The following is a 24,222-nucleotide window of genomic DNA, read 5'->3' on the forward strand; positions in this document are numbered from 1 at the left end:
ATCCACTGCGCAGTCCCGAGACTGAGTCCCGCTTTCGGTCCGCACGTGGCGATCACCACAGGGGGCAGGCGCCGAAGATCACGATCTCCGGTCACGACACTGCGCGCCCGCACGCTCGGCCATCGACGCCACCGCGGTCGGTCCAGGATTTTCGCTTCGTCAGTGGGTCCGGCGCAGCGTGCCGGCCTGGACCGCGGCGACCACGGCGGCGGCGACGCGGTCGGGCAGGTCGTCGGTGATCGGCTCGCCGCTGATGTACATGCGGTAGTAGAACGGCGCGGCCAGCATGCGGATGACTTCGTCGCCGTCGGTGTCGGCGGGTATCTCGCCGCGCTGGGCGGCGCGCGCCACGATCGGGGCGGTGCCGTCGATGCGCCGCCGGATGGTGCGGGTCAGCACCTGCCGCGCGGCCGGATCGTGGACCGCCGCGGTGACGACCGCGTCCATCCAGGGCCGGTGCACCGGATGCCGGTTGAGCAGCAGGATCACGCGGGCGATCTGGGCGAGGTCGGCGGCGAGCGGCCCGGCGTCGGTCAGCTGGACGTCGAGGGTGATCTCGTCGACGAGGTCCTGCAGCAGGCCGGTCAGGCCGCCCCAGCGGCGGTACACGGTGGAGGTGGCGACGCCCGCGCGGGCCGCGATCTTCTCCATGCCGGTTCCGGCGAAACCCTTCTCGGCCAGCTCGGCCATGGCAGCGTCGAAGACGGCGGCCCGGGTGCGGGAGGTGCGCCCGCCGGGACGCACCGAGCCCGCTAAACGGGAACCGTCTTGCATTAAGGACTCGGGCTCTGTCACGATGCCCATGCTAACGCAAACCGCTTCTCGTTAAGAGGTGCTCATCGTGTCTGAGGTCCCGCGCGTGTACCACCGGTTCGCCCAGGTGGGCGACGCCCGCGTCTTCTACCGGGAGACCGGGCCGCCGGACGCACCCGTGCTCCTGCTCCTGCACGGCTTCCCCTCCGCCTCGCACCAGTTCCGCCGTCTTCTCGACGCGCTCGGCGCGCACCACCGGCTGATCGCCCCCGACTACCCCGGCTTCGGGCACACCGAGGTGCCGACCGGCTTCGGCTACAGCTTCGAGAGCCTGACCGACGTGGTCGAGGGCTTCCTGGACGCGGTCGGCGTCGACCGCTTCGTCCTGTACGCCTTCGACTTCGGCGGCCCGGTCGGCCTGCGCCTGGCCGGGCGCCGCCCCGACGCGATCGCGGGCCTCATCGTGCAGAACGCCAACGCGTACGAGGAGGGCCTGTCCGACCTGGCTCGCGGCATGATCGCGAACCAGCCCGGCGTCGCGGGCGCCGAGGACCGGGTGCGGGAGATCCTCGTCCTGCCGGTCACCCGCGGCCAGTACGAGGGCGGCACCGCCGACCCCTCCCTCGTCGCGCCCGACGGCTGGACCCTCGACCAGCACCTTCTCGACCAGCCCGGCCGCAAGGAGGCGCAGGTCGCACTGGCGCTGGACTACCACCGCAACGTCGCGCTCTACCCGGCCTGGCAGCGGTGGCTGGCCGAGCACCAGCCGCCGACGCTGATCCTGTGGGGCCGCAACGACGCGTTCTTCCCCGAGCCCGGGGCGCACGCGTACCTGCGGGACCTGCCCGACGCCGAGATCCACGTCTTCGACACCGGGCACTTCGCGCTGGAGGAGTGCCTGCCCGAGATCGCACCCCTGATCGCCGACTTCGTCGGCCGTACCTGGAAGGAAGCAGCATGAGGATCGCCGTCGTCGGCGCCGCGGGCAACCTGGGCAGCGCCGTGGCCGGGGAGGCCGCCGCGCGGGGGCACGAGGTGACCGCGCTGGGCCGCGCCGAGGTCGAGGCCACCGACGCCGCGTCGCTCAAGGAGGCGCTTACCGGGCACGACGCCGTCGTCGTCGCGGTCAAGGGGCCGGAGCGGACGGTGCCGCGTACCGCGGCGGCGCTGCTGGAGGCGCTGCCGGCGGCCGGGGTGGCCCGGCTGGTGTTCCTCGGCGGCGGCGGCAGCCTGCTCGCGCCGTCGGGGCAGCGGTTCGTGGACTCGCCCGCGTTCCCGCCCCAGTACCTGGAGACGGCGCTCGACCAGGCGGCCGCGCTGGAGATCCTGCGCGCCGCGCGCACCGACCTGCACTGGTCGTACGTCAGTCCGCCGCCGGTGCACCTGGTGCCGGGTGGGAAGACGGGCACCTACCGGGCTCAGGCGCGGGACACGCCGCTGACCGACGCGGCGGGGGAGTCCCGCGTCTCGACGGGCGACTACGCCGCGGCGGTGCTCGACGCGATCGAGCAGGGCTCGTTCCGGCAGCAGCGCTTCACCGTCGCGTACTGAGGCGACCCTCGCGGGTCGGGGCCGCCCGCGAGGGGTGTAGACCGCGCGGGGTAGGGGCGGAGCGGCCTACCGCCGTCGGGGGACCGGTCAAGAAGCAGGGGAGTGACTGTCCGAATCAGAATTCAAGCATTTGAATACTGCGAGCGATGGAAGACCTGGCGGATGTTCCGCAATACCTTCAACTCGGCAGATAGCCGACTTGAAGGGAGAACCTCACAATGCTCCACAAAGGTAGTCTCATCCGGCGGGCGCTGCTCGGACTGACCGCCGCCGCGGCGGCGACCGTACTGGTGGCCAGCCCGGCCGCGGCGGCGATCGACGACAGCTTCTCGGCCGGCACCTCCGACGGCTGTGCCGTCATCAACTTCGTGGACTCCGGCTACTACCCGCCGACGGGGTCGAACAACGACGACTTCTTCGTCATCCACGACTACTGCAGCGACGGCAAGGGCGTGACCGGGTTCGCCGCGCTCAACAACGGCACCCCGCGCAGCACGCACAACGGCAACGGACTGAACGGCGCGCCGGTCTACTGGGACCCGTTCGGCAACATCGTCGGCGGCGACCTGATCGCGATCTACGCCTGCGCCACCCGGAACAAGGTCTGCGTCGACCTCAGCGAACTGGCCCAGCGCTACAGCCGGGACGGCTGACCGGCCCCGGGGCCGGGGGCGCCCCGCCGCGACACGACCGCGGCGGGGCGCCTTACCGGCCGTACCGGCGCACTTCACCACTTAACGTGCCGGTATGCGACGGATTCCCGCACTGGTCCTGCTGGCGGCCCTGCTCCTGGCGGGCTGCGGCGACTCCCACGGCGAGCTCGCGGTCACCCCGTCGGCCGCCGCGCCGACCCCGCCCGCGAACCCGGCGGGTTCACCGGTCGCGCGCCGATGGCCGACCGCGCCGGACTGCGTCGCCTACGACCCCGCCCGGCTCCGGCTGCGCTACGAGGACGGCGCGTTCCTGGTGGCGGACGGGTCGACGCAGGTGCTGCGGCTGCACGGCGGTCCCGGCGAGCCGACCGGGCGCCAAGGGCTCGCGCTGGCCCAGCGGTACCGCGAGCGCTGCTACGTCGGCCGGGGCAACGCCCGCGAGGACCGGGACACGTTCGTGTTCGACTACTGGCGTGAACCGTCCGGTCAGTCCCCGGACATCGCGGGCGAGCAGGACAACTGCTCGGAGTACGAGCCGGGCCACCTGGTCGCCGAGGACATGGGCCACGGGGACGGCTGGCGGGTCAAGGACCATGACCACATCCTGCAGGTCTTCGACACCGAGGCCGACGCCCGGGCGGGCAGCCTGGTGCTGGCGAACTTCCGCCGGATCTGCGTCCTGGGCGGCTACGACGGCCAGGCCCAGGAGGTCATCACCTACTTTCCGTGATCTAACAATTACAACGTGTTGCAACAGCGCCGGTGTGGCTGAGCGCCCGCGGCGCCGCCGTACGCGATCATTCAGGCATGGATGCCGAGGTGCGGCTGCGTACGCGCGGGTCGGTCGGGTATGAAGCAGACCCCGCCCCCGACTGCGAGCTCGACTACTACCTGGTCTACGCCGAACCTGACGACGTGTGGCGCGGGGTGGCGCCGTGCGGGGTCGCGGTCGAGGAGTTCGTCCTGCACGAGGACTTCGCCGCCGCCGGGGTCGACAGCGCGGTGTGGTCGGCGGGGGAGGGCTGGTGGAGCTCGGCGGGCTTCAGCCGCTCGCTGCGCGCCGACGCCCGGGTGCGCTCGGTGGTGCGCCCGGCGTCGCGGAGCGCCGCCGCGGAGGCGTACCGGCGGCTGACCGACACCGACCTGCCGCTCGCGCCGCAGCTGCGCGAGCTGTTCGCGGACCGCGACCTGCGGCCCGGCTCGGCCCCGCTGCGGCTGGGCCCGGCGCAGGTGCCGACCGGCTTCTTCGACCGCCGCGTCTACCGGATCCTGTTCGCGGGCGACCTCGGCGAGCACGGCATGGCCGACCTGTGGTGCCGGGAGTGGCTGCAGCCGGTCGACGACCCGGCCGAGCCGCGGGTGCTGGGGCGCGGCAGCCTGGCGGTGCAGACGCACGAGTTCAGCTGGGAGCTGCGCCGGATCGGATTCGGTATGGCCTGGAGCATCGACCTGACCGCGCTGCTCGGCTCGGACTCGGAGTCCGAACCGGCTGCGCTGGGCACGCTGCTGCACCGCCTGCGGCGGCTGCTGCGCGACCAGGGCCTGATCCCGGTCACCGTGGAGCGCTTCTCCTGACCGGTGACCCGGCATGATCCGAGATCGCGGACGCTGGATGCCGCCATGGCGCCACCTGGCGTCCCCGATCCCGGATCATGCCCGCGACCGGGGTCTAACCGCCCAGCTCGTGCTTGCGCCGCAGCAGCTCGGACCGCACCGCGCGGGCACGCACCAGGTTGACCGCCGCCAGCAGGAGCAGCGCCAGTGCCACCGCCGGCAGGGCCCAGCCGCGCTGCCGCGCGACGGCGACCGCCGCCGTGAACACGGCCAGCAGCGTGGTCGCGCCCACGGCGAGCCAGCCCGCGACGACGCGGTCACGGGCGAACAGGGGAGTACGGCGGGTCAGCGCCCAGATCCCGTACCCTGCCCAGGCCAGCCCGATCGCCACCAGCCCGGCGAACGCCACCTGGGTACGGGCGGGCAGCTGCGGCTCGGTGATCCAGAGCACCCCGATCGCGGCCGCGCCCGTGCCGCCCCCGATCGCGGCGACCGCCGCGGCCACACGCCGCCACGGCGACAGGGGACGCGACAGGCGCGCCAGCATCTCGTCGGCGTTCATCGACCTTCTCCTTCCGCTTCGATCGCCGCGCGGACCATCCGCCGGGCCCGAGACAGGCGTGACTTCACCGTGCCCACCGGTACGCCGCAGATCTCGGCGCACGCCTCCAGGGGCAGGTCCTCCAGGTGGAACAGGATCAGCACCTCGCGCTCGCGCGCGGGCAGCCCCCCGAGCCGGCGCGCCACCTCGTCCCGGTCGGCGACCAGGTCGCCGTGGTCGGGCACAGCCCGCTCGGCCGCCTCGCCGGGGACCTCCGGCCGGGCGTACTCCTCCCGCAGCCGGTTCACGACCACCCGGCGGGCGATCGTGTACAGCCACGGCGTGAACCGCTCCGGCTGGCGCAGCCTCGGCAGCCCGCGCAGCACGGCCAGCCACACCTCCTGGGCCACGTCCTCGGCGTGCGCCGGGCCGAGCATCCGGCGTACGTAGACCAGCACGGGTTCGTGCCACTGGCGCACCAGCCGGGCCAGCGCGTCACGTTCCCCGAGCCGGCAGCGGATCACCAGCAGTTCGTCTGTCATCGCCACCTCCTCGGCAGATTCAGTCGCGTCGGTCACAGCAAAGGTTCACGGACCGGTTTGTCGAGGTTCTCTTGAGGGAAGTCGGGTCTGGTTGAAGGCACGCCGCCCGTGACTGACCGGAGTTGCACTCGCCTCATGTCGATCATCGAACGTACGGCACCGGCCGCCGCCCAGGCCCCGGTGGCGACGCCCCGTGCCCGCAGCCCGTACGTGGACACCCTGCGCGCCGCCGCGATCGTCCGGGTCTTCCTCAACCACGCCATCCCGATCGGGGCGCTGACCGCGCTGTTCCCGTCGATGTGGCTCATGTTCGGCCTGGCCGGCTTCCTCACCGCGGCCTCGCTGGCGCGCGGCGGCGGCAGCCGCACGGTCCGCTCGCGGCTGCGCCGACTGCTGCCGCCCCTGTGGGCGCTGGGCGCGGTGGCCCTGCCGCTGATGCTGCTGCACGGCTGGTCACATGATCCGCAGTACCCGCTGCGCTGGTTCGATCCGCTGCTGTGGGTGCTGCCGCTGGCCAACCCGCCCGCCTCGACCTGGGGTGGGATCTTCGTCGTCACGCTGTGGTACCTGCGTGCCTACCTGTGGTTCGTGCTGATGTCGCCCGTGCTGTGGTGGCTGATGCGCCGCTGGCCGGTGCCGACGCTGCTCGCCCCGCTGGTGCTGGCGGTGGTCTGCTCGACCGTGGTCACCGTGCCGTCCGATCCGGTCGGCGACGTGATCTGGACCACCGCCTCGTACGGCACCGCCTGGCTGCTCGGGTACGCCCGCCACCTGCGCCTGCTCGACCGGCTGCCCCTGGTGGCGGTGTTCGCGGTCGGGGCCGCGCTGGGCGTGCTGGCGCTGCGCTCCAACGGCTCGCCGCTGTCGCAGGTGCTGTGGGGCACGGCGGTGGTCCTGGTGGCGCTGCGCGTGCGCCCGTCCATGACCTGGTACGAGCGCCTGCCGGAGCTGCCGCGCCGGGCTGTCGCGATGCTCAACGCCCGTGCGGTCACCCTGTACGTCTGGCAGCTTCCGATGATCTTCGTGGGCCACTGGCTGGTCAACCGGACCGGGATCGCGGCACTCGCCGACTCGGCCTGGGTCACGCTGCTGGTGACGGTACCGCTGACGGCGCTGGCCGTGCTCTGCTTCGGGTGGGTCGAGGACGTCGCCGCCAAGCGCTCGCCCCGCCTGCTCCCGGAGATCACGCTCACCCGTGCCCGGCCGCAACCCGCCGCCTAGCGCCGCTCCGGCTCCCCGCACCCGAACTCGCTCGCCGATCCGATCTCAGCATCTGGGTCGAACCGCCGGCCGGTCGGGCGGCCCTGCCTTCCAATGACACTGGCCTATCTCGTGGAATTCATCGAGATCATCTTCCCCGTGATGGGCCAGTGTCTATGTCGGATCGTGGGCGGGGTGCCTGTGGGTGTCGCCGGTGGCGCCCCTGCGATGTTGCGCCCGGAACTTGTGATCGTGGGCGCAGCTTCCGTGCGTGATCACCATCCGTGGTCAGAACCCGGCCTCTGAGGCAAGGTTGCGACCACGAATTGGCGATCACTGGGCTGGAGTGCCGAGGTTGTGACCGCGGGTGGCGATCACCGGGCTGGTGGGTCGAGGTTGTGACCGCGGGTGGTGATCGCGGGGTGGTGGCCGTTGTTGTGACCGTGAGCGGCGATAGCTGGGCCCGATGGGCCGGGTCACGACCGCCAGTGGCGATCACGCCAGTGAGCCCGGCTTCGGTGCCTCCCCTGGCCGGCCGGGCGTCAGGCGCCGGATCCCCGCAAGTGATCACGGTGGTGGGGTGGTGACACACCGTCGAACACGTCCATAAGTTCATGATCGACCGGCTGGGTTGGGGGCAGTGGGGGGGTGGGGTTAGATGGCGCGGGTGGTGGCGTTGGCTAGGGCGGCGAGGGCGCTGGCGGCGAGGCAGGAGAGGACGAGGCGGCGGAAGGCGGCCGGGTTCAGGCGGTGGAAGAGGATGTTGCCCAGCCACGCGCCGAGCGCCGTCGCGGGCAGGCCGGCCGTCGCGAGCAGGACCGCATGCCAGGTCAGGGTGCCGGCGATGCCGAAGCCGACCACCGCGACCGGCCCGACCACCCCGAAGATCAGCGCGACCGTGGCCCGGAACACGCGCGGTTCGAGCTTCATCGCGCGCAGGGTGGCCACCAGCGGCGGTCCGTTGGTGCCGGTCGTGGTGGTGAGCACCCCGGCCAGGATCCCGGCCGCGGCGGCGGTCCCGGCCCCGGGCGAGAGCTGCCAGCCGCGCCACACCACGACCGTGCTGGCCAGGTTGACCACCGCGATCAGGGCCAGCAGCGCCAGGTCGGGCAGCGAGATGAGCAGCAGCAGACCCAGCGGCATGCCGACCGCGACCGCGAGCAGCAGCCGGCGCGCGACCGGCCGCTCCGCGTGGGCGCGCTCACGCCAGGCGGTGACAGCGTTCAGCAGCAGGCTGATGATCGTCGCCGACACCACGGCGGGCTGCGGCTGGTCGGCCATGGCCAGCAGCGGCACCGACACGAGCGAGAAGCCGAAGCCGGTCACCGCCTGCGCGAACGCGGCCACCCCGAAGACGGCGGCGGCGATCAGGTACAGGGTCACGGCGCCATACCGTACCCGTTGACCTGGGGCGGCGCCTACCTGTGGTCAGTGGGCGGGCTGCGCCTCGGTGAGCAGCTTGGTCAGCCGGGTGAGGCCTTCGACCAGGTCGGTGTCGCCGAGGGCGTACGACAGCCGGAAGTAGCCCGGCGTCCCGAACGCCTCCCCGGGCACCAGCGCCACCTCGGCCTCCTCCAGCACCAGCGCGGCCAGCTCGGCGGAGGTCTCGGGACGGCGTCCGCGCAGCTCCCGGCCGAGCAGGCCTTTCACCGACGGGTACGCGTAGAAGGCGCCGAGCGGCTCCGGGCAGACCACCCCGGGGATGTCGTTGAGCATGGTGACCATGGTCCGGCGGCGCCGGTCGAACGCCTGGCGCATCCCGTCGACGGCGGACAGGTCGCCGCTGACGGCGGCCAGCGCGGCGGCCTGGGCCACGTTGCAGACGTTGGAGGTGAGGTGCGACTGCAGGTTGGTCGCGGCGGCCACCACGTCCGGGGCGCCGATCAGCCAGCCCACCCGCCAGCCGGTCATGGCGTACGTCTTGGCGACGCCGTTGAGGATCACGACCCGGTCGCCCAGTTCCGGCACCGCGCTGGCGATGCTGGTGAACTTCGCGTTGCCGTACGTGAGGTGCTCGTAGATCTCGTCGGTGATCACCCACAGCCCGTGCTCGTCGGCCCAGCGGCCGATCGCCACCACCTGCTCCGGCGGGTACACCGCGCCGGTGGGGTTGGCGGGGGAGGCGAACAGCAGCGCCTTGGTGCGCGGCGTACGCGCCGCCTCCAGCTGCTCGACGGTGGCCAGGTAGCCGGAGTGCTCGTCGGTGACCACGTCGACCTGCACCGCCCCGGCCAGCTTGATCGCCTCCGGGTACGTGGTCCAGTACGGCGCGACGACCAGGATCTCGTCGCCGGGGTCGAGCAGCGTGGCGAAGGCGGTGTAGACGGCCTGCTTGCCGCCGTTGGTGACCAGCACCTGGCCGGGCGGCACCTGGTAGCCGGAGTCGCGCGCGGTCTTGGCCGCGATCGCCTCGCGCAGTTCGGGCAGCCCCGGGGTCGGCGAGTACTTGTGCATGCGGGGCTGGGCGGCGGCGGCCTGGGCGGCTTCGACGATGTAGTCCGGGGTGGGGAAGTCGGGCTCTCCGGCGCCGAACCCGATCACGGGTCGGCCCGCTGACTTCAGTGCCTTGGCCTTGGCGTCCACGGCGAGGGTGGCTGATTCGGCGATGGCCGCGATGCGGCGGGAGATCCGCTCCATGCGCCCACTCTTGCACATTCCGGACGTCGGCGCGGGACGAGGCGGCTGTGTCCGGCCCGTGGGCGACCTGCCGGCTCGCCCTCGCCGATGAGGGCGAGCCGGCAGGAGATCAGCAGCCCTGGTGCAGCTTCGCCTGGACGGTCTCGGGCACCTTGACCGCGCCGTCGCAGACGCCGTCGGAGCCGACCGCGACCGGCGTCCACTTGCCGGTGGCGGGGTCGTACCGGAAGAGGACGACCAGGGGGTCGGCGTTCTTCACCACGGTCATCGCGGTGGACCAGCCCTCGGCGCACCTGGGCTCGCCGATGCCGGTGACGCTCTTGTCGATCTCGTCGAAGACGGCGGGGGTGGCCTTGAGCGCCTCGTACATGAGGTTGACGTCCGGCGGGCAGCCTGTGTCGGTCGACGGCGACGCCGCCGGGGAGGCCGGGGCTGCCGCGCTCGGAGTGGCTCCGGCGGCCGTGCCGGCGCCCTCCGAGCAGGCGGTGGTGACGGCTATGAGCGCCGTGGCGGCGAAGAGGAGTCCGAGCATTCTGCTGTGCTTCGTGAGAGTCACGGGGAAGTAATACACCGGGTCCGGCCGTCCGACCTAATTGGACCGTTGATCTGTGGGTGACCTGGGCGGGCGGTCGCGCTAGAGTGCCGGAATGGGCCGCCTCATCAGTGAGAGCCGGGTCGTCAGCGCGGCGCCGGAGGAGATCTTCGAGCTGCTGGCGGATCCGGCCCAGCATCCGCTCATCGACGGGTCGGGATCGGTGCTGGCGGCCCGGGGTGCCCCGCGCCGGCTCGCGCTCGGGATGAAGTTCGGCATGGACATGCACATGGGCGCCGACTACCGCGTGCTGAACACGGTGGTGGAGTTCGAGGAGGGCCGCCTGATCGCGTGGCGGCACTTCAACGGGCACCGCTGGCGCTGGCGGCTGGATCCGGCCGAGGACGGGCGGACCGTGGTCACCGAGCAGTTCGACTGGTCGACCGCGCGCATCCCGCTGCTGATCAGCGTCAGCTGGTTCCCGCGCCGCAACCGCCGGGCGATCAGCCGTACCCTCGATCGCCTGGAGGCGCGCTTCGCCGCCTGACGGACCCGGCGGTTTCGGGGAAAGTGCAGGAATCGAAGCCCGAATTCCTGCACTTTCCCCGAAACTGCACGAAACGGCCGCGTAGGGGAGCGGGCGGGTCAGCGGAGGGTGCGGTCCAGGGTGTAGCGGCGCTGGAGGAGCATCGCGACGAGCATCAGGACCGCGGGGACCAGGCCGAAGCCTAGGCGGATCATCGTGTGGGCGAGGCCCGGCTGGGTGACGTGCTCGCCCGCGCCGGAGGCGACGAACCCGCCGACGGCCAGGCAGGCGGAGTAGACGTACGGGCCGAGCGCGCCGCCGGTAGCCTCGGCCGCCGTCCATACGCCGGTGTAGGTCCCGGCCCGCTCGGCGCCTCCGGCGGCGCGGATCGCGTCGGGCATCATCGAGAACGGCAGCAGCTGCATCGCGGCGAACGCGATGCCGAGCACCGCGACCGCGCCGATCAGCACCGGGAGCCCGGCGGCGGAGCCGAGCGCGAGCACCAGCGACCCGGCGACGAACGCGCCCTGGGCGATGAGCAGGCCGGGCTGCTTGCCGATGCGGCGGGCGACCGCGACCCAGACCGGCGTGGCGATCAGGGCCGGGGCCACGAAGGCGGCGACGAGCACGGTGGTCAGGCCGGGGCGGCCCAGTTCGTACTCGGCGAAGAAGGGGACGGCGGCCAGCACCAGGTGGGTGGTGGTGGACATGGCCAGGTAGGCGCCGACCAGCCAGCGGAACTGCGGGTCGCGCAGGGCGCCGAGCAGGGCCTTGAACCCGGCGGCGGAGTGCGCCGCCCCGGCGGCCTCGCCGGGGGCGGCCAGAGCCAGGCGCCGTACGCCGCCGATGCCGACCAGCATGGTCGCCAGCATCGTCGCGCCGAGCACCGCGCCCATCAGCGCGTACCCGCCCCGGGTGGGGTCCTGCTTGCCCGCGAGCATGGGGGCGAGCACGCCGGACAGCAGGATGCCGATGGTGAGCACCACCATCCGGAAGCCCATCAGGCGGGTGCGCTCGTGGTAGCCGATGCCCAGGTCGGCGGGGGTGGACAGGTACGGCACCTGGTACGCGGCGAACAGCAGGTTGCCCGCGACGAAGCCGACCGCGACCCAGGCGGCGGCGGGGGCGCCGGACAGCCCGCCGGGCACCGCGAACAGGGCCGCGAAGGCGAGCGGCAGGCCGCAGCCCAGGGCCATCAGCGTGCGGCGGTGGCCGCGGCGGCGCAGGTCGCGGTCGGACAGGTGGCCGACCCACGGGTGCAGCACCACGTCGGCGATCTTCGGCACCAGCAGCACGACGCCGGCCAGCAGCGGCGTCACGGCGAGCACGTCGGTGAGGAAGTACAGCAGCAGCAGGCCGGGTACGGTCACCCAGGTCCCCATGCCGAGCGAGCCGGTCGCGAACGCGGCCATGCCGCCGCGCGGCAGGCGGGCCGAGCGCGTCGCGGCGGCTTCGGCCGCGGTCTCGCCGGAGCTGTAATCCAACATTCGCTGGATAGTAGGGCACGATGGGAGCCATGACCACACCCCGCCGCGGACCCGGCCGTCCCCGCAGCGCCGACCGGGTCGCCACCCCCGAGGCGATCGTCGTCGCCGCCACCGGGCTGTTCGCCCGGCGCGGCTTCGACGCCGTGGGCATGCGCGAGGTCGCGGCCGCGGCCGGGGTCGACGTCGCCACCGTGCACCACCACGTGGGTACGAAGGCAGCCCTCTACGACGCCTGCTTCGCCCGCATCCACGAGGCCGAGAGCACGGTCCTCACCCAGGCCACCGGCGCGGCCCGCGCCGCGGTCGGGTCCGGCCCGGTCACCGCGATGGCCGCCCTGCACGAGCTGCTGGACAGCTTCGTCGACTTCCTCGAGGACCGTCCCGAGACCACCGGTCTTTGGCTGCGCCGCTGGCTGGAGCCCGACCGGCACGCCGAGCTGGACGAGCGCTACTCGAATCCGCTCTACCGGGCCGTGGAGCAGGTGCTCGCCGAGGCGCACGCGGCCGGGGTGCTCGACGAGCCCGACCCGCACCTGGCCGTACGCAGCCTCGTCTGGGCGGTGCACGCGCACGTGGTGGGCCTGCTGTCGGGGGCGGCCGGGGCGCGGCAGCGCCGCGAGTTCCGGGCCTACGCGCACCGCTGGCTGGACCGGATGTACGCCCCCCGCCCTTGACGCCGTCGGCGCCCTCCGGCAATATCCAGCAGGCGTTGGATTAATTGGGGAGGGTGCGATGAGCCCACGTGTCGCCGTCATCGGCGCCGGGCCGGCCGGACTGGCCGTGCTCAAGGCGCTGGCCGACCGGGGCGTGCCCGCGGTCTGCTTCGACGCCGGGGCGCAGGTCGGCGGCTTGTGGGTGTACGGCGCGCCGCACTCCTCGGCGTACCGCACGCTGCACCTCAACACCAGCCGGACCCGCACCGAGTTCGCCGACGCGCCCATGCCCGCCGACTGGCCCGACTACCCCGACCACGGCCGCATCGCCGCCTACCTGCACGACTACGCGGTCCGCTTCGACCTGCTCCGGAGCGTGTGCCTGCACCACACCGTGACCGAGGTGGTCCGCGAGGGCGACAGCTGGCGGGTCACCGCGCTCAACCCCGACGGCGCGGTGACCGTACGCGTCGAGGCGGTCGTGGTCGCCAACGGCCACAACAGCCGCCCCCGCCTGCCCGAACCCGCCTACCCGGGCACGGTCACCGCCGAGCAGCTGCACAGCCACGACTACCGGGGCCCGGAGCAGCTCGCCGGGCGGCGCGTGCTCGTGGTCGGCGGCGGCAACTCGGCCATGGACATCGCCGTCGACGCGTCGTACGTCGCCCCGCGCACGCTGCTGTCGGTGCGCCGGGGCGTGTGGGTGGTGCCCAAGCACCTGTTCGGCAAGCCGTCGGACACGCTCAACGGCGCGCTGGCCAAGCGGCTGCCGTGGCGGCTGCGCCAGCGCATCAGCCAGACCATGCTGCGCGCCGCCGTCGGGCCGCCGTCGCGCTACGGCCTGCCCGACCCGGAGCACGGCTTCCTGCAGGACCACCCGACCCTGTCCGACGCGCTGCTGTCGCGGATCAGCCACGGCGAGATCGGCGTACGCGGCGGGATCAGCCGGATCGACGGGCAGACCGTCGCCTTCGCCGACGGGCGCACCGACGAGGTCGACCTGGTCGTGTGGTGCACCGGCTACGCCATCGACCTGCCGTTCCTGGAGCAGGGGCTGCTCGCGCCGTCGGCCGAGCGGATGCCGCTGTTCCGGCACGTGTTCCACCAGGGCGAACCCGGGCTGATGTTCGTCGGGCTGATGCAGTCCACCGGGTCGGCGCTGCCGGTGGTCGAGGCGCAGGCCCGGCTGGCCGCGGCGTACGTCGCCGGACGGTACGCGCTGCCCGACCCGGCCGCCCAGCGCGCCGACATCGCCCGCGAGCACGCCGCGGCGCGCGACCGCTGGGGCGAGCGCCGACCCGCGATGCGCATCGACTTCGACGCCTACCTGGAGCTGGCCGCCCGCGAACTCACGCAGGGCACCGCCCGTGCGCTGCGCGGCCAGGGCATGAGCTGGAAGGGGAACATCCGATGAGGACACTGCGCGGACAGCGGGCCGTGGTCACGGGGGCCAACGGCACGTTCGGACGGCTGCTCTGCGAACGCCTCGCGGCCGCCGGAGCTCACGTGGTGGGCCTGGACCTGACCGGCGGCCGGATCGGCGACAGCCCGGTCGTCGCGTGCGACCTGACCGACGGCGGCCAGGCGCGCCAGGGCGTCGCGCAGGCGGTCGAGCTGCTGGGCGGGCTGGACCTGCTGGTCAACAACGCCGGGGTCGGCGGACCGGCCCCGGCCGAGCTGCCGCCCGGCGACCAGGCCCGCCGCCAGCTGGAGGTGAACCTGGTCGCGGCGTGGCACACCACCGCCGCCGCGATCGAGCCGCTGGAGCGCAGCCGGGGCCGGATCGTGTTCGTGTCCAGCCGGATGGCGCTGCTGCCGCTGCCGCTGGCCGCCGCGTACGGCGTGAGCAAGCGGGCCCTGGTCGCCTACGCCGACGCGCTGCGCCTGGAGGTCGGCTCGCACATCGGCGTCAGCGTCGTCTACCCGAGCATGGTCGCCTCGCCCATCCACGACGCCTCCGCGCAGGCCGGCCTGTCCCTGCAGGGCGTGTCCCGGTACGAGCCGGTCGAGGGCGTGGTCGCCGCGATCCTCGGCGCGGCCACCGCCCGCCGCCCGCGCCGCGACATCGCCACCACCGGGCGGGGCCGGGTGGAGCTGTTCGTGGCCAGGCACTTCCCGTCCCTGGCCGCCCGCATGGTGCGGCGCACCATCACCGCGCGCATCGCCGCGGGCGACCTCGACGCCGCCCCGCTGGCCGCGGGCATGCTGCGCCGGGCGGGGCGGAAACCGCTGGAGGCGCCGGCAGGCTGAAGCCGTACCCTCATCCGATGACCGTAGGCTCGGCTCTGCTCTCGTTCACGCTCGTCGCCGCGGTGGTGACGATCATCCCCGGGGCCGACACGGCGCTGGTGCTGCGGACCTCGGTGGCCCAGGGGCGTCGGCACGCGTACGCCACCGCGCTGGGCATCTGCACCGGCGCCCTGATCTGGGGCACCGCGGCCGCCGCGGGCATCTCGGTGCTGGTCACCGCGTCGCAGACGGCGTTCACGGTGATCCGGGTGGCGGGTGCGGCCTACCTGGTGTATCTGGGCGCGGTCATGCTGCGCGACGCCTGGCGGCGGCGCGGGTCCGATCCGGACGGTGTGGCGGCGCGGCTGCCGGACTCCGCGCGCCGGGCGTTCCTGCGCGGCCTGGTCACGAACCTGCTCAACCCGAAGGTCGGCGTCTTCTACGCCGCGATGCTGCCGCAGTTCCTGCCCGCCGACGTCCCGTCGCTGCCGATGGGTGTGCTGATGGCGCTCATCCACGACGCCGAGGCGATGCTGTGGTTCACCCTGATCATCGTGGGGGTGGACCTGGCCCGCCGGTGGCTGGTCGGCGGCGCGCCCGCGGCGGTGCGGGTCCGCCGCGGCATCGACGCGGTCGCCGGAACGGTCCTGATCGGACTCGGTGTGAAGCTCGCCACTTCGCCCTGACCGAGATCCCCACTGGACGTTCACGCTTGGTCGCGATGGAATACCGGTGAGCAACGTGCGAAAGGGGTTCGCTGGGGTGGTGCCGGAACTCGTGCTGGTGGGACGCGGACGCAGCGCCGACGTGTACGCCGTCGACGACGGGCGGGTCCTGCGACGTTACCGTGACGGCACCGACGCCACGGCGGAGGCCGCCGTCATGGCGTACGCGGCCGCCCACGGCCTGCCCGTGCCGCACGTCTACCAGGTCCAGGGCCCGGACCTGCTGATGGACCGGCTGGACGGGCCGACCCTGCTGGAGGCGATGCTCGACGGCAGCATCGACGTCGAGGCGGGCGCGCAGATCCTGGCGGCGCTCCACGCGCGGCTGCACGCGGTGCCGGCCCGCCCGGGCGCGGCGCCCGGGTCGCGGCTGCTGCACCTGGACCTGCACCCGGACAACGTGATCCTGACCGACGAGTGCCCGATGCTGATCGACTGGCGCAACGCCGCCGACGGCCCGCCCGACCTGGACGTGGCGATGTCGGCACTGATCGTGGCCCAGGTGGCGGTGGGCGACGACCCGGCCCTGGCCCACGCCGGGCGCCGGTTCGTGGCGGAGTTCCTGCTGCACGCCGACGGTGATCCGCTGTCGCAGCTGCCCCGGGCGCTGGCCGTGCGGGAGCTGGATCCGAACCTGACCGGCACCGAACTCGCCCGGCTGGGCGCGGCCGGGGAGCTGGTCCGGGCCTCGCGCCAGGGCTGAGCCCGGCCGCCGTCTACGCCCGCGACCACGGGCTGACGTCCTGACGCGGACTCAGCCGTCCAGGTGCTCCTTGAGCGCGCCGAGCCGCCCGTCCCAGTCGGTGGCCAGGGCGGCCAGGAACTGCTGCGCCACCTGCATCGGCGCCGAGCGCAGCCGGTAGCGGACCCGGCGCCGCTCGCCGGGTTCGGCGGTGACCAGGCCCGCCTCGGTCAGCAGGGCCAGGTGCTTGGCGATCGCCTGCCGGGTGATCGGCAGGCGATCGGCCAGGTCCGTGGCCGTGGCCGGGCCGCCCGAGGCCAGCGCGGCGAGGATGCCGCGCCGGCTCGGGTCGGCCAGGGCCGTGAAGACCTGCTCGGCGATCGCCTCGATGTCAGGCTGCATTGAGGTATTCGACCAGCTCGCCGAGCTCGTGCGTCCACCCCCCGGTGTTGGCGTCGTAGGCCTTGCGGTACTCGTCGCCGGGCAGCTGCGCGAAGCCTGACTCGACCATGGTCAGCCGGGTTCCCGCGCCGGCGGGTTCGAGCGTGAACTCGACATAGGTGCGGCGCGGGTCGTGCTCGGGCAGGCCGTAGATGTGCCAGGTGAAGCCGAAGACGCTCGGCTCCTCGACTCGCTCGATGGTCAGCTCGGCCTGGTCGCCGCTGTCCCAGTTGACCCGGGCGGTGCCGCCCGGCCGCAGGTCGACGACGGCCTTGTGGCCGAACCAGGTGCCCAGGCCCTCGGCTGTGGTGAGCGCCGCCCAGACGGCGGCCGGGGGCCGGGTGAGTTCGATTGTCCGCTCAATGCGATCAGGGAAGCCCATCGCACTCCTCCGTGAGTAGCAACCAACTGGTTGCTACTCACGCTATTGCAACCTTTGGGTTGCGTCAAGTCCTGGGGTAGGGTGCGTACCAGCGTCGCGGTGTACCCGGCACGAAGGCCGCCGAGGGCATGGAGGCGCGAGACCGCGAGGAACGGGCATGCCCACCACCTCCGAGCCGCACGACCGGATCTCCGCGTACGGCCTCGAACTGATCGACATCCACGACCGCCTGCGCGAGCAGCTGACCCGGCTGCGCGCCGACATCGAAGCGCACCTGGACGGCGCCGGACCGCCGCCGCGCGAACTGCCCGCCCACTGCCTGGCGTTCTGCGCCGCCCTGCAGCGCCACCACACCGCCGAGGACGACCACGCCTTCACCGCGCTGGCCCGGCGGCACCCCGACCTCGAACCGGTGCTCGACGTGCTGCGCAGGGACCACGGGCTGGTCGCCGACATGCTGCGGCGGCTGCCCCGCCTGGTGGCCGAACTACCGGCGGCCGTCGGCGTTCCGGCTCGAGCCGACCGGCTGCTGTCGGAGGTCGACGGCCTGTTCGCGCTGCTGGAGTCGCACTTCACCTACGAGGAGCGCAAGCTCGTCGACGCGCTGAACCGCCTCGACGCCGCCGGCGCCACCCCGGCTGACCTGCTCGGCGCCGACCCGGAGGACTGAGCGGGCTCAGGCGCGGGCCAGGGGCAGCACCACGTGCTGGGGGTCGTCGGCCTCGATGCCGTCGTAGCGCTGCCACACCCGCAGCAGGCGGTACGCGATCGGGGCGCCGACGGCCAGCGGCAGCAGGAACACCGCCCCGGCCATGGTCGCCACCCACACCGCCAGGCCGACCGAGACCAGCACGGTCGCGCCGAACCCGGCCGCGCGCAGCGACTTGCCCCGGCGCGCCTCGGTCACGCTCGCCGCCCACACCGCCACCGAGCGGCCGCAGCCGGGCGCCGCGCAGCGGAAGTGCTGGCCCGCGCCGTCGTCGTGCGGCCGCTTCACCTCGATCATCGCGTGCTCGGGATGGAACCGCGCACCCTCGTACGACGCGGAGCTGTCCCGCATGTGCATCAGCCGTCTGCGGCTGAGCTCTTCCACCTTCAGGAACACGGTCGACCTCGGCAACGGATGAACGGAAGACGTCCTGGCGCCTGTCAATATGGCAAAGTCCGGCGCGATGCGACAGCCGTCGCGACTGTCCGATCAGGTCGATCGCGGCACCGTCCGGATGAGGGACGCCGTGGCCGCGCCCGTCGTGGCAGACTGCGAACCATGTCGATGGGGGTGTGGCGAAACGTCCTGCTCGTGACTGCCGCAGCGATCAGTCTGCTCATGGTGGGGGTGGCCCTGCTCAGCCACGGGCTGGACGGCTACTACACGGTGTTCGCCCTGGTGCTGGCGCTCGGCGGGGTCCTGCTGCTGTGGCTCGGCGCGACCGGCCGCCCGCTCGGCTGGGCGTGGGCGGCCGTCGGGGTGCTGACCCTGGTCGGACTCGGCGTCAGCCTGGTCGAGGAGCGGACCGGCATCTGCTGCATGTTCGGATACCACCGGGGCCTGGGCTACCCGTGGCCCTGGCTCACCAGCCACGCCGAGGCCGACACGCTCGCCGCCATCGAGGCGGTCGCCGCCTCACCGCAGGACCTGTCCAAGCACGTGCAGCTGCGCTACCTGCTGGTCGACGCGGCCTTCTGGGCCGAGGCCGCGCTGCTGCTGGTGACCCCGGTCGCCCTGCTGCTGCGCAGGCCGACCAGGGCGAAGCCGGACACGGTGGCGGTCTGACGCCGCGCCGGGGGTGTCATTCCCGTGCTTCCAGCAGCCGGCAGACCTGGTCGTACCGGGTGACCACGCGCAGGAAGTCGTCGCTGCCGGCGGTGCCGAGGTTCGTCAGGTGCTGGTAGGTGTCGACCGCCTCGGTGGCGAGTCGGCGCGCCTCGGCCGCCGCATCCGGTCCGCCCCACTTGGCCAGCATGAACGCCAGGCGGCTCTTGGCGTCGGCGGTGAACGCCGCCGCAGTGGCCAGGTCGGGCACGGCGCTGCCCGCGTTGATCGGGACGCGCCGGGGGATGATCCGGTCGAGGGTCGCCACCTGCGGGTTGATCTCGCCGCCGCTCAGCTCCAAATAGGCCTCGTAGGCGTGGCGGGCGACGGCGACAGCCTCGGGGCCGTGTTCGGCGTGGTCGAGGATCGCGGAGTGGTTGTAGAGCTTGCTGGCCAGTTGGGCCAGGTGTGCCTGGTTGCCCGGCTCCAGCCGCCGCAGCCGCAGGATGGTCTCGATCGCCTGCCGGCTGGGCTGGACGGCCTCCTCCGCGTGCCCCGCCCGCAGCAGGGTCATCGCCCTGGCGCCGTAGTCGTCGGCCCGGTCCTGCAGCCGTTGCAGCTTGCGCTCATGTCGTGCCGCGGAGTCGAAGAATCTCACGGGCCCTCCCCAGGTCCTCCCGATCAAGTCGGAATGATCCTATATGGACCCTGGGCCTACCAGCCGCGATCGACACCCGGCCGGGCGCCCTGTCTTTGGGGCATGCCGAGCCGGCCGCATCGTGCGGCCTGTCCGCTACCTGGAACGGGTTGGGGGGAGTGCCGCGACCTGATCGTCATCGCTCGACCGCACCGGCACTGCTCGCAGGTGGTGGATGTCGGCGAATGCGTCGTCGGCGTCGGTGCTGTCGGCGTCCCGCGAGGGGTCTCGTCCCGACTGATCTGCGACCGCGGTCCGCATACGGTGCCCTGGACCTGCCCTGCGGAACCAGGTCCAGGGCCGGACCGGGGTCAGAAAGTCTTGTATTGGCTACACGAATCGCCGCCGGTCATGGAACCTTCGGCGCCCCAGTCGTCCTCGCAGACGCGAAACGAACCTGTGTACCCAGCGAAGATCGCCGGCAGGTAACCGTTGGCGCAGCCCGCTTGCGAACCGTTGGTGTCCCAGACGGTGAAGGTGGTGACGTTCGGAATCCAGAAGCTGCCGTAGACGCCGTTGCCGTCCTCTTCCCGATCGCAGACCTCGTACCAGAGGTTGTCGGCGCGGTTGACGCTGGCCCGGTCATCGCCCTGGGTCACCGTCACGTTCGCGGCTGCCGCCGGAGCCGACGCGACCAGGATGGTGACCAGCGCGGTCACCGCCACCAGCCACGTTCTAGTCATAGATCGCATGTTGTCTGATCCTCCCGTTAGGACGCGACGCGTCTTGGCGGGAGATGCTAGCAGCGCCGTGCGCCGCAGGCTGCCCCGTCGATTCCTCCGCCAGGAGCACCTGCCCGCAGACGACTTCGACGCACGCGCTAGTGGCGGGGGGCCGGGTCGCCGTTCGCGGGCGGGGGCGCGACCAGTGGGCCGAGCACCCGGGCGGTGTCGATCAGCGGGACGTGGCTGAACGCCTGCGGGAAGTTGCCGACCTGGCGGCGTGCGACCTGGTCGTACTCCTCGGCGAGCAGGCCGACGTCGTTGCGCAGGCTGAGCAGGTGCTCGAACAGTTCGCAGGCCTGGTCGCGCCGGCCCATCAGGGCGTAGTTCTGCGCCAGCCAGAAGGTGCAGGCCAGGAACGCGCCCTCGCCCGGGGGCAGGCCGTCGACCTCGGCGCCGGGCACCTGGGTGTAGCGCTGGACCAGGCCGTCGGACATCAGCTCGCGCTCGATCGCGGCGACCGTGCCGCGCATCCGCGGGTCGTTCGCGGGCAGGAAGCCCACCAGCGGCATCATCAGCAGTGACGCGTCGAGTTCGCGCGAGCCGTAGAACTGGGTGAAGGTGCCGCGGCTCTCGTCGTACCCTCTGGTCAGGATGTCGGCGGCGATGTCGTCGCGCAGCGCGCGCCAGCGGCCGGCCGGGCCGGTGGAGCCGAACTGCTCGACTGTCTTGACCGCCCGGTCCGCCGCGACCCAGGCCATGAGCTTGGAGTGGGTGAAGTGCTGGGACCCGCCGCGCACCTCCCAGATGCCGTCGTCGGGCCGCTGCCAGTTGTGCGAGACGAACTCCATCAGCGCGTTCTGCAGCGCCCAGGCCGGCTCGTCGGCCTCCAGCCCGGCCTTGCGCGCCTGGTGCAGCGCGTCCATGACCTCGCCGTAGACGTCGAGCTGGAACTGCTCGGCGGCGGCGTTGCCCAGGCGCACCGGCCCGCCGGTGTAGCCGGGCAGCCAGGTGGCGATGCGCTCGGGCAGGTAGCGCTCGCCCGCGACGCCGTACATGATCTGCAGCTGGGAGGGGTCGCCGGCGATCGCGCGCAGCAGCCACGACCGCCAGGCGCGGGCCTCCTCGACGTAGCCGGAGTAGAGCAGCGACTGCAGGGTGATGGTGGCGTCGCGCAGCCAGCAGTACCGGTAGTCCCAGTTGCGTACGCCGCCGAGCTGCTCGGGCAGCGACGTGGTGACCGCCGCGACGATGCCGCCGGTGGGGCCGTAGGTCAGCGTCTTCAGGGTCAGCAGCGAGCGGGTGACCGCGTCGCGCCAAGGGCCGTCGTAGCGGCAGCCGCCGATCCACTCCCGCCAGTACGACTCCGTCTCGGTCAGCGCCGTCTCGGGTTCGACCGGCTGCGGCACCGGCAGGTGCGACTCCTGCCAGGTGAGCACGAAGGGGACCCGCTCGCCCGCGGCGACGGTGAAGTCGGCGACGGTGGCCAGGTTCTCGCCGTGCGTGTCCACCGGCGTACGCAGGTAGACCGCGTCGGGTCCGGCCACGCCGACGGTGTCCGGGCCGACCCGGCGCACCCAGGGCACCACGTGGCCGTAGTCGAAGCGCAGCCGCAGGTCCATCCGCATCGGCACCCGGCCGCGTACGCCCTCGACGATGCGGACTATGTCGGCGGCCTCGCCGCGCGGGGGCATGAAGTCGATGAGGCGCACGGTGCCGGTGTCGGTGTCGAACTCGGTGTGCAGCACCATCGTGTCGCCGCGGTAGGCGCGCCGTACCGCGCGCACCCCGTGGGCGGGGGCGAGCTGCCAGCGGCCGTGTTCGGGGGTGCCCAGCAGCGCCGCGAAGATCGCGCCGGAGTCGAAGCGGGGCAGGCAGAGCCAGTCGACGGATCCGTCCCGGCCGACCAGCGCGGCGGTCTGGGTGTCGCCGATGACCGCGTAGTCCTCGATGCGCAGCGGCATGTGCACCTCCCGCGACGACGCTACCCCCGTCGCGCGGCGGCAAACGGATTCCGCGGCGTGGCGAGCGGACATCCGCATGCTGGGAGCGTTCCCAGATCCGGGGGTGAAGCGGCATAATGTGTTGCCCCGCACCGCATCCCGCTCCATCCCTCACGTATCTGGAGAAGCCGTGAAGAAGGCTGCACGCCGCTGGTTGCTGCTGGCTCTGGCCCTGGCACTGCTCGCGGCGGGCCTCACCGGATACGTGCTGTCGACCGGCGGCGACGACGGGCGCAAGCCCTATCAGGACGCCGCCCGCCCGGTCGCCGAGCGGGTGGCCGACCTGCTGGGCCGGATGGCCCTGGCGGACAAGATCGGGCAGATGACCCAGGCGGAGCGCGGGTTCGCCTCGGCGTCGGACGTCACGTCGTACCGGCTGGGGTCCATCCTGTCCGGCGGCGGCTCGACGCCGACGCCGAACACGGCGCAGGCCTGGGCCGACATGAACGACGAGCTGCAGCGCGGCGCCCTGGCCACCCCGCTGGGCATCCCGATCCTGTACGGCTCCGACGCCGTCCACGGCCACAACAACGTCGTCGGCGCGACGATCTTCCCGCACAACATCGGCCTCGGCGCGACCCGCGACCCGAAGCTGGTGGAGCAGGTCGGCCGGGTCGTCGCCGAGGAGGTCACCGGAACCGGCGTGGACTGGACCTTCGCCCCGTGCCTGTGCGTGGCCCGCGACGACCGCTGGGGCCGGACCTACGAGTCGTTCGGCGAGACCCCCGACCTCCCGGCCTCGATGACCTCGATCATCACCGGCTTCCAGGGTGAGAAGCTCGGCGGCGGCCCCACCTCGATCCTGGCCACCGCCAAGCACTACGTCGGCGACGGCGGCACCACCGGCGGCGACGACCAGGGGAACACCGAACTGACCGAGGCGCAGCTGCGCGAGATCCACCTGCCGCCGTTCCGGGCCGCGGTCGAGCGCGGCGTCGGTTCGGTGATGGTGTCGTTCAGCAGCTGGAACGGCGAGAAGCTGCACGGCCAGCGGCACCTGGTCACCGACGTGCTCAAGGGCGAGCTGGGCTTCACCGGCTTCGTGGTGTCGGACTGGAACGCCGTCGACCAGCTCGACGGGCAGGAGGGCTTCACCGCCGAGGAGGTCGCCGCCGCGATCAACGCGGGCATCGACATGGTGATGGTGCCCGAGCACTGGCAGGACTTCCTCACCACACTGAAGGGCGAGGTCGACAACGGGCACGTGCCCGCCGCCCGGATCGACGACGCGGTCAAGCGCATCCTGACCAAGAAGTTCGAGCTGGGCCTGTTCGAGCACCCGATGACCGACCGGACGTACACGGGCACCGTGGGCAGCGCGGAGCACCGGGCGCTGGCCCGGCAGGCGGTGCGCGCCTCGCAGGTGCTGCTCAAGAACGACAAGGGCGTGCTGCCGCTGGCCAAGGGCGGCAGGATCTTCGTGGCCGGCAGGAACGCCGACGACCTGGGCAACCAGTCCGGCGGCTGGACCATCACCTGGCAGGGCGGCTCCGGCCCGATCACCAAGGGCACCACCATCCTGGAGGGCATCCGGGAGGTGGCCGGTCCGGACACGACGGTCACCTACGCGCGCGACGGCAAGGGCGTCGACCGCAGCTACCGGGCCGCGATCGCGGTCGTCGGCGAGAAGCCCTACGCCGAGTACGAGGGGGACCGGCCCGAGGGGCTGCGGCTGGACGACGAGGACCGGCAGACGATCGCGAACCTGCGCAAGGCGGGCATCCCGGTGATCGTGGTGCTGGTCTCGGGCCGCCCGATGGAGATCGCCTCGGACGTGTCCGGCTGGAGTGCGCTGCTGGCAGCGTGGCTGCCCGGCACCGAGGGCGCCGGGGTCGCCGACATCCTGTTCGGCGTCGGCGCGCCGACCGGCAAGACCCCGATGACCTGGCCCGGGGCCAAGGCGCACGAGCCGATCAACGCCGGCGACGGCCAGCCCGCCCTGTTCGCGCAGGGCTTCGGGCTGGGGTACGGCGCCTAAGGTTTGCCTGCCGTTCGCCTTCCGGTCGAGTGGATCCAGCG

28 protein-coding genes are annotated in these 24,222 nt (G+C 72.7%); 15 read left to right on the forward strand and 13 right to left on the reverse strand.

Annotated elements, in window-relative coordinates; genetic code table 11:
* Window positions 1-159: 159 nt before the first annotated feature.
* Window positions 160-744 carry a TetR/AcrR family transcriptional regulator gene (locus tag QEZ54_RS27165; RefSeq protein ID WP_281307563.1) on the reverse strand — a complete coding sequence of 195 codons (585 nt, stop codon included), beginning with the start codon at window positions 742-744 and terminating at the stop codon, window positions 160-162.
* 97 nt (window positions 745-841) lie between these two features.
* Here QEZ54_RS27165 and QEZ54_RS27170 point away from each other — a divergent pair, with 97 nt between their 5' ends.
* The 5 genes from QEZ54_RS27170 to QEZ54_RS27190 all read left to right on the forward strand — a co-directional run bounded on the left by QEZ54_RS27170 (window position 842) and on the right by QEZ54_RS27190 (window position 4,532).
* On the forward strand, window positions 842-1,714 hold the full coding sequence (locus tag QEZ54_RS27170) for an alpha/beta hydrolase (protein ID WP_281307564.1): 873 nt from the start codon (window positions 842-844) through the stop codon (window positions 1,712-1,714).
* The gene (locus QEZ54_RS27175; RefSeq protein ID WP_281307565.1) at window positions 1,711-2,304 is read left to right on the forward strand and encodes an NAD(P)H-binding protein; all 594 of its coding nucleotides are present in this window, start codon (window positions 1,711-1,713) and stop codon (window positions 2,302-2,304) included. Before QEZ54_RS27170 ends, QEZ54_RS27175 begins: the two co-directional genes overlap by 4 nt.
* A 218-nt stretch (window positions 2,305-2,522) precedes the next feature.
* Window positions 2,523-2,957: a hypothetical protein gene (locus QEZ54_RS27180; RefSeq protein WP_281307566.1), complete on the forward strand. Its 435-nt coding sequence runs from the start codon at window positions 2,523-2,525 to the stop codon at window positions 2,955-2,957.
* A gap of 94 nt (window positions 2,958-3,051) precedes the next feature.
* Window positions 3,052-3,687 carry a hypothetical protein gene (locus QEZ54_RS27185; RefSeq protein ID WP_281307567.1) on the forward strand — a complete coding sequence of 212 codons (636 nt, stop codon included), beginning with the start codon at window positions 3,052-3,054 and terminating at the stop codon, window positions 3,685-3,687.
* Between the two features lie 77 nt (window positions 3,688-3,764).
* A complete protein-coding gene (locus QEZ54_RS27190; protein WP_281307568.1) occupies window positions 3,765-4,532 on the forward strand; it encodes a hypothetical protein in 768 nt (255 codons plus the stop codon).
* A gap of 94 nt (window positions 4,533-4,626) precedes the next feature.
* Here the strand turns inward: QEZ54_RS27190 and QEZ54_RS27195 are convergent, their stop codons facing one another.
* Together QEZ54_RS27195 and QEZ54_RS27200 are read right to left on the reverse strand one after the other, a co-directional pair.
* Window positions 4,627-5,073 (reverse strand): hypothetical protein, encoded by a 447-nt coding sequence (locus tag QEZ54_RS27195; RefSeq protein WP_281307569.1) that lies wholly within the window; start codon window positions 5,071-5,073, stop codon window positions 4,627-4,629.
* Window positions 5,070-5,594 (reverse strand): sigma-70 family RNA polymerase sigma factor, encoded by a 525-nt coding sequence (locus tag QEZ54_RS27200; protein WP_281307570.1) that lies wholly within the window; start codon window positions 5,592-5,594, stop codon window positions 5,070-5,072. The genes QEZ54_RS27195 and QEZ54_RS27200 overlap by 4 nt, the downstream gene beginning before the upstream one ends.
* Before the next feature lie 135 nt (window positions 5,595-5,729).
* On the opposite strand from QEZ54_RS27200, the gene QEZ54_RS27205 reads away from it, so the two are divergent.
* The gene (locus QEZ54_RS27205) at window positions 5,730-6,815 is read left to right on the forward strand and encodes an acyltransferase (protein ID WP_281307571.1); all 1,086 of its coding nucleotides are present in this window, start codon (window positions 5,730-5,732) and stop codon (window positions 6,813-6,815) included.
* A 633-nt stretch (window positions 6,816-7,448) separates the two neighbouring features.
* Here the strand turns inward: QEZ54_RS27205 and QEZ54_RS27210 are convergent.
* From QEZ54_RS27210 to QEZ54_RS27220, 3 genes are all read right to left on the reverse strand, one after another.
* Entirely contained in the window at window positions 7,449-8,177 is a 729-nt protein-coding gene (locus tag QEZ54_RS27210) for a sulfite exporter TauE/SafE family protein (RefSeq protein WP_281307572.1), read from the reverse strand.
* A 45-nt stretch (window positions 8,178-8,222) separates the two neighbouring features.
* Window positions 8,223-9,431 (reverse strand): pyridoxal phosphate-dependent aminotransferase, encoded by a 1,209-nt coding sequence (locus QEZ54_RS27215; protein ID WP_281307573.1) that lies wholly within the window; start codon window positions 9,429-9,431, stop codon window positions 8,223-8,225.
* A 109-nt stretch (window positions 9,432-9,540) separates the two neighbouring features.
* Window positions 9,541-9,963: a hypothetical protein gene (locus QEZ54_RS27220; RefSeq protein WP_281307574.1), complete on the reverse strand. Its 423-nt coding sequence runs from the start codon at window positions 9,961-9,963 to the stop codon at window positions 9,541-9,543.
* A gap of 115 nt (window positions 9,964-10,078) precedes the next feature.
* On the opposite strand from QEZ54_RS27220, the gene QEZ54_RS27225 reads away from it, so the two are divergent.
* The gene (locus tag QEZ54_RS27225; RefSeq protein WP_281307575.1) at window positions 10,079-10,510 is read left to right on the forward strand and encodes an SRPBCC family protein; all 432 of its coding nucleotides are present in this window, start codon (window positions 10,079-10,081) and stop codon (window positions 10,508-10,510) included.
* A gap of 98 nt (window positions 10,511-10,608) precedes the next feature.
* Here the strand turns inward: QEZ54_RS27225 and QEZ54_RS27230 are convergent, their stop codons facing one another.
* A complete protein-coding gene (locus tag QEZ54_RS27230) occupies window positions 10,609-11,976 on the reverse strand; it encodes an MFS transporter (RefSeq protein ID WP_281307576.1) in 1,368 nt (455 codons plus the stop codon).
* Between the two features lie 29 nt (window positions 11,977-12,005).
* Here QEZ54_RS27230 and QEZ54_RS27235 point away from each other — a divergent pair, with 29 nt between their 5' ends.
* Genes QEZ54_RS27235 through QEZ54_RS27255 form a run of 5 tightly spaced genes read left to right on the forward strand, consistent with a single transcriptional unit; the run spans window position 12,006 to window position 16,286 of the window.
* Window positions 12,006-12,650, forward strand: a complete 645-nt coding sequence (locus tag QEZ54_RS27235) for a TetR/AcrR family transcriptional regulator (RefSeq protein ID WP_281307577.1) — start codon at window positions 12,006-12,008, stop codon at window positions 12,648-12,650.
* A gap of 58 nt (window positions 12,651-12,708) precedes the next feature.
* Window positions 12,709-14,043 (forward strand): NAD(P)-binding domain-containing protein, encoded by a 1,335-nt coding sequence (locus QEZ54_RS27240; RefSeq protein ID WP_281307578.1) that lies wholly within the window; start codon window positions 12,709-12,711, stop codon window positions 14,041-14,043.
* Window positions 14,040-14,879: an SDR family NAD(P)-dependent oxidoreductase gene (locus tag QEZ54_RS27245; protein ID WP_281307579.1), complete on the forward strand. Its 840-nt coding sequence runs from the start codon at window positions 14,040-14,042 to the stop codon at window positions 14,877-14,879. The genes QEZ54_RS27240 and QEZ54_RS27245 overlap by 4 nt, the downstream gene beginning before the upstream one ends.
* A 17-nt stretch (window positions 14,880-14,896) precedes the next feature.
* Window positions 14,897-15,544, forward strand: coding sequence for a LysE family translocator (locus QEZ54_RS27250; RefSeq protein ID WP_281307580.1), 648 nt, complete (start codon window positions 14,897-14,899; stop codon window positions 15,542-15,544).
* Between the two features lie 46 nt (window positions 15,545-15,590).
* Window positions 15,591-16,286 carry a phosphotransferase gene (locus QEZ54_RS27255; protein WP_281307581.1) on the forward strand — a complete coding sequence of 232 codons (696 nt, stop codon included), beginning with the start codon at window positions 15,591-15,593 and terminating at the stop codon, window positions 16,284-16,286.
* 51 nt (window positions 16,287-16,337) lie between these two features.
* Here QEZ54_RS27255 and QEZ54_RS27260 read toward each other — a convergent pair whose 3' ends face one another.
* Together QEZ54_RS27260 and QEZ54_RS27265 are read right to left on the reverse strand one after the other, a co-directional pair.
* Entirely contained in the window at window positions 16,338-16,667 is a 330-nt protein-coding gene (locus QEZ54_RS27260; protein WP_281307582.1) for a metalloregulator ArsR/SmtB family transcription factor, read from the reverse strand.
* Complete coding sequence (locus QEZ54_RS27265; protein ID WP_281307583.1) at window positions 16,657-17,088, reverse strand: SRPBCC domain-containing protein; 432 nt, start codon at window positions 17,086-17,088, stop codon at window positions 16,657-16,659. The genes QEZ54_RS27260 and QEZ54_RS27265 overlap by 11 nt, the downstream gene beginning before the upstream one ends.
* 157 nt (window positions 17,089-17,245) lie before the next feature.
* Between QEZ54_RS27265 and QEZ54_RS27270 the strand changes: the two genes are divergently transcribed.
* Window positions 17,246-17,758: a hemerythrin domain-containing protein gene (locus tag QEZ54_RS27270; RefSeq protein WP_281307584.1), complete on the forward strand. Its 513-nt coding sequence runs from the start codon at window positions 17,246-17,248 to the stop codon at window positions 17,756-17,758.
* A 6-nt stretch (window positions 17,759-17,764) separates the two neighbouring features.
* On the opposite strand, the gene QEZ54_RS27275 is transcribed toward QEZ54_RS27270, so the two are convergent.
* Complete coding sequence (locus QEZ54_RS27275; protein WP_281307585.1) at window positions 17,765-18,208, reverse strand: hypothetical protein; 444 nt, start codon at window positions 18,206-18,208, stop codon at window positions 17,765-17,767.
* 180 nt (window positions 18,209-18,388) lie between these two features.
* On the opposite strand from QEZ54_RS27275, the gene QEZ54_RS27280 reads away from it, so the two are divergent.
* Window positions 18,389-18,862, forward strand: a complete 474-nt coding sequence (locus QEZ54_RS27280) for a hypothetical protein (RefSeq protein WP_281307586.1) — start codon at window positions 18,389-18,391, stop codon at window positions 18,860-18,862.
* Window positions 18,863-18,878: 16 nt separating this feature from the next.
* Here the strand turns inward: QEZ54_RS27280 and QEZ54_RS27285 are convergent, their stop codons facing one another.
* The 3 genes from QEZ54_RS27285 to QEZ54_RS27295 form a co-directional block, all read right to left on the reverse strand.
* Window positions 18,879-19,499, reverse strand: a complete 621-nt coding sequence (locus tag QEZ54_RS27285; RefSeq protein ID WP_281307587.1) for a hypothetical protein — start codon at window positions 19,497-19,499, stop codon at window positions 18,879-18,881.
* A 350-nt stretch (window positions 19,500-19,849) separates the two neighbouring features.
* Window positions 19,850-20,221, reverse strand: a complete 372-nt coding sequence (locus QEZ54_RS27290; RefSeq protein ID WP_281307588.1) for a hypothetical protein — start codon at window positions 20,219-20,221, stop codon at window positions 19,850-19,852.
* A 137-nt stretch (window positions 20,222-20,358) separates the two neighbouring features.
* Window positions 20,359-22,164, reverse strand: coding sequence for a glycoside hydrolase family 15 protein (locus tag QEZ54_RS27295; protein ID WP_281307589.1), 1,806 nt, complete (start codon window positions 22,162-22,164; stop codon window positions 20,359-20,361).
* A gap of 169 nt (window positions 22,165-22,333) precedes the next feature.
* On the opposite strand from QEZ54_RS27295, the gene QEZ54_RS27300 reads away from it, so the two are divergent.
* Window positions 22,334-24,181, forward strand: coding sequence for a glycoside hydrolase family 3 N-terminal domain-containing protein (locus QEZ54_RS27300; protein ID WP_281307590.1), 1,848 nt, complete (start codon window positions 22,334-22,336; stop codon window positions 24,179-24,181).
* The last annotated feature ends 41 nt before the right edge of the window (window positions 24,182-24,222 follow it).

Origin of the sequence: Catellatospora sp. KI3, from assembly GCF_029948125.1 — a bacterium.
Taxonomy (GTDB): domain Bacteria; phylum Actinomycetota; class Actinomycetes; order Mycobacteriales; family Micromonosporaceae; genus Catellatospora.

Excerpts from the sequence above, each read along its gene's own strand:
- QEZ54_RS27240 (WP_281307578.1), top strand. The coding sequence starts at position 12,709 with ATGAGCCCACGTGTCGCCGTCATCGGCGCCGGGCCGGCCGGACTGGCC.
- QEZ54_RS27190 (WP_281307568.1), top strand. The coding sequence starts at position 3,765 with ATGGATGCCGAGGTGCGGCTGCGTACGCGCGGGTCGGTCGGGTATGAA.
- QEZ54_RS27200 (WP_281307570.1), bottom strand. The coding sequence starts at position 5,594 with ATGACAGACGAACTGCTGGTGATCCGCTGCCGGCTCGGGGAACGTGAC.
- QEZ54_RS27220 (WP_281307574.1), bottom strand. The coding sequence starts at position 9,963 with ATGCTCGGACTCCTCTTCGCCGCCACGGCGCTCATAGCCGTCACCACC.
- QEZ54_RS27295 (WP_281307589.1), bottom strand. The coding sequence starts at position 22,164 with ATGCCGCTGCGCATCGAGGACTACGCGGTCATCGGCGACACCCAGACC.
- QEZ54_RS27215 (WP_281307573.1), bottom strand. The coding sequence starts at position 9,431 with ATGGAGCGGATCTCCCGCCGCATCGCGGCCATCGCCGAATCAGCCACC.
- QEZ54_RS27195 (WP_281307569.1), bottom strand. The coding sequence starts at position 5,073 with ATGAACGCCGACGAGATGCTGGCGCGCCTGTCGCGTCCCCTGTCGCCG.
- QEZ54_RS27265 (WP_281307583.1), bottom strand. The coding sequence starts at position 17,088 with ATGGGCTTCCCTGATCGCATTGAGCGGACAATCGAACTCACCCGGCCC.
- QEZ54_RS27175 (WP_281307565.1), top strand. The coding sequence starts at position 1,711 with ATGAGGATCGCCGTCGTCGGCGCCGCGGGCAACCTGGGCAGCGCCGTG.
- QEZ54_RS27185 (WP_281307567.1), top strand. The coding sequence starts at position 3,052 with ATGCGACGGATTCCCGCACTGGTCCTGCTGGCGGCCCTGCTCCTGGCG.
- QEZ54_RS27180 (WP_281307566.1), top strand. The coding sequence starts at position 2,523 with ATGCTCCACAAAGGTAGTCTCATCCGGCGGGCGCTGCTCGGACTGACC.
- QEZ54_RS27245 (WP_281307579.1), top strand. The coding sequence starts at position 14,040 with ATGAGGACACTGCGCGGACAGCGGGCCGTGGTCACGGGGGCCAACGGC.
- QEZ54_RS27290 (WP_281307588.1), bottom strand. The coding sequence starts at position 20,221 with ATGACTAGAACGTGGCTGGTGGCGGTGACCGCGCTGGTCACCATCCTG.
- QEZ54_RS27260 (WP_281307582.1), bottom strand. The coding sequence starts at position 16,667 with ATGCAGCCTGACATCGAGGCGATCGCCGAGCAGGTCTTCACGGCCCTG.
- QEZ54_RS27205 (WP_281307571.1), top strand. The coding sequence starts at position 5,730 with ATGTCGATCATCGAACGTACGGCACCGGCCGCCGCCCAGGCCCCGGTG.
- QEZ54_RS27225 (WP_281307575.1), top strand. The coding sequence starts at position 10,079 with ATGGGCCGCCTCATCAGTGAGAGCCGGGTCGTCAGCGCGGCGCCGGAG.
- QEZ54_RS27235 (WP_281307577.1), top strand. The coding sequence starts at position 12,006 with ATGACCACACCCCGCCGCGGACCCGGCCGTCCCCGCAGCGCCGACCGG.
- QEZ54_RS27230 (WP_281307576.1), bottom strand. The coding sequence starts at position 11,976 with ATGTTGGATTACAGCTCCGGCGAGACCGCGGCCGAAGCCGCCGCGACG.
- QEZ54_RS27270 (WP_281307584.1), top strand. The coding sequence starts at position 17,246 with ATGCCCACCACCTCCGAGCCGCACGACCGGATCTCCGCGTACGGCCTC.
- QEZ54_RS27250 (WP_281307580.1), top strand. The coding sequence starts at position 14,897 with ATGACCGTAGGCTCGGCTCTGCTCTCGTTCACGCTCGTCGCCGCGGTG.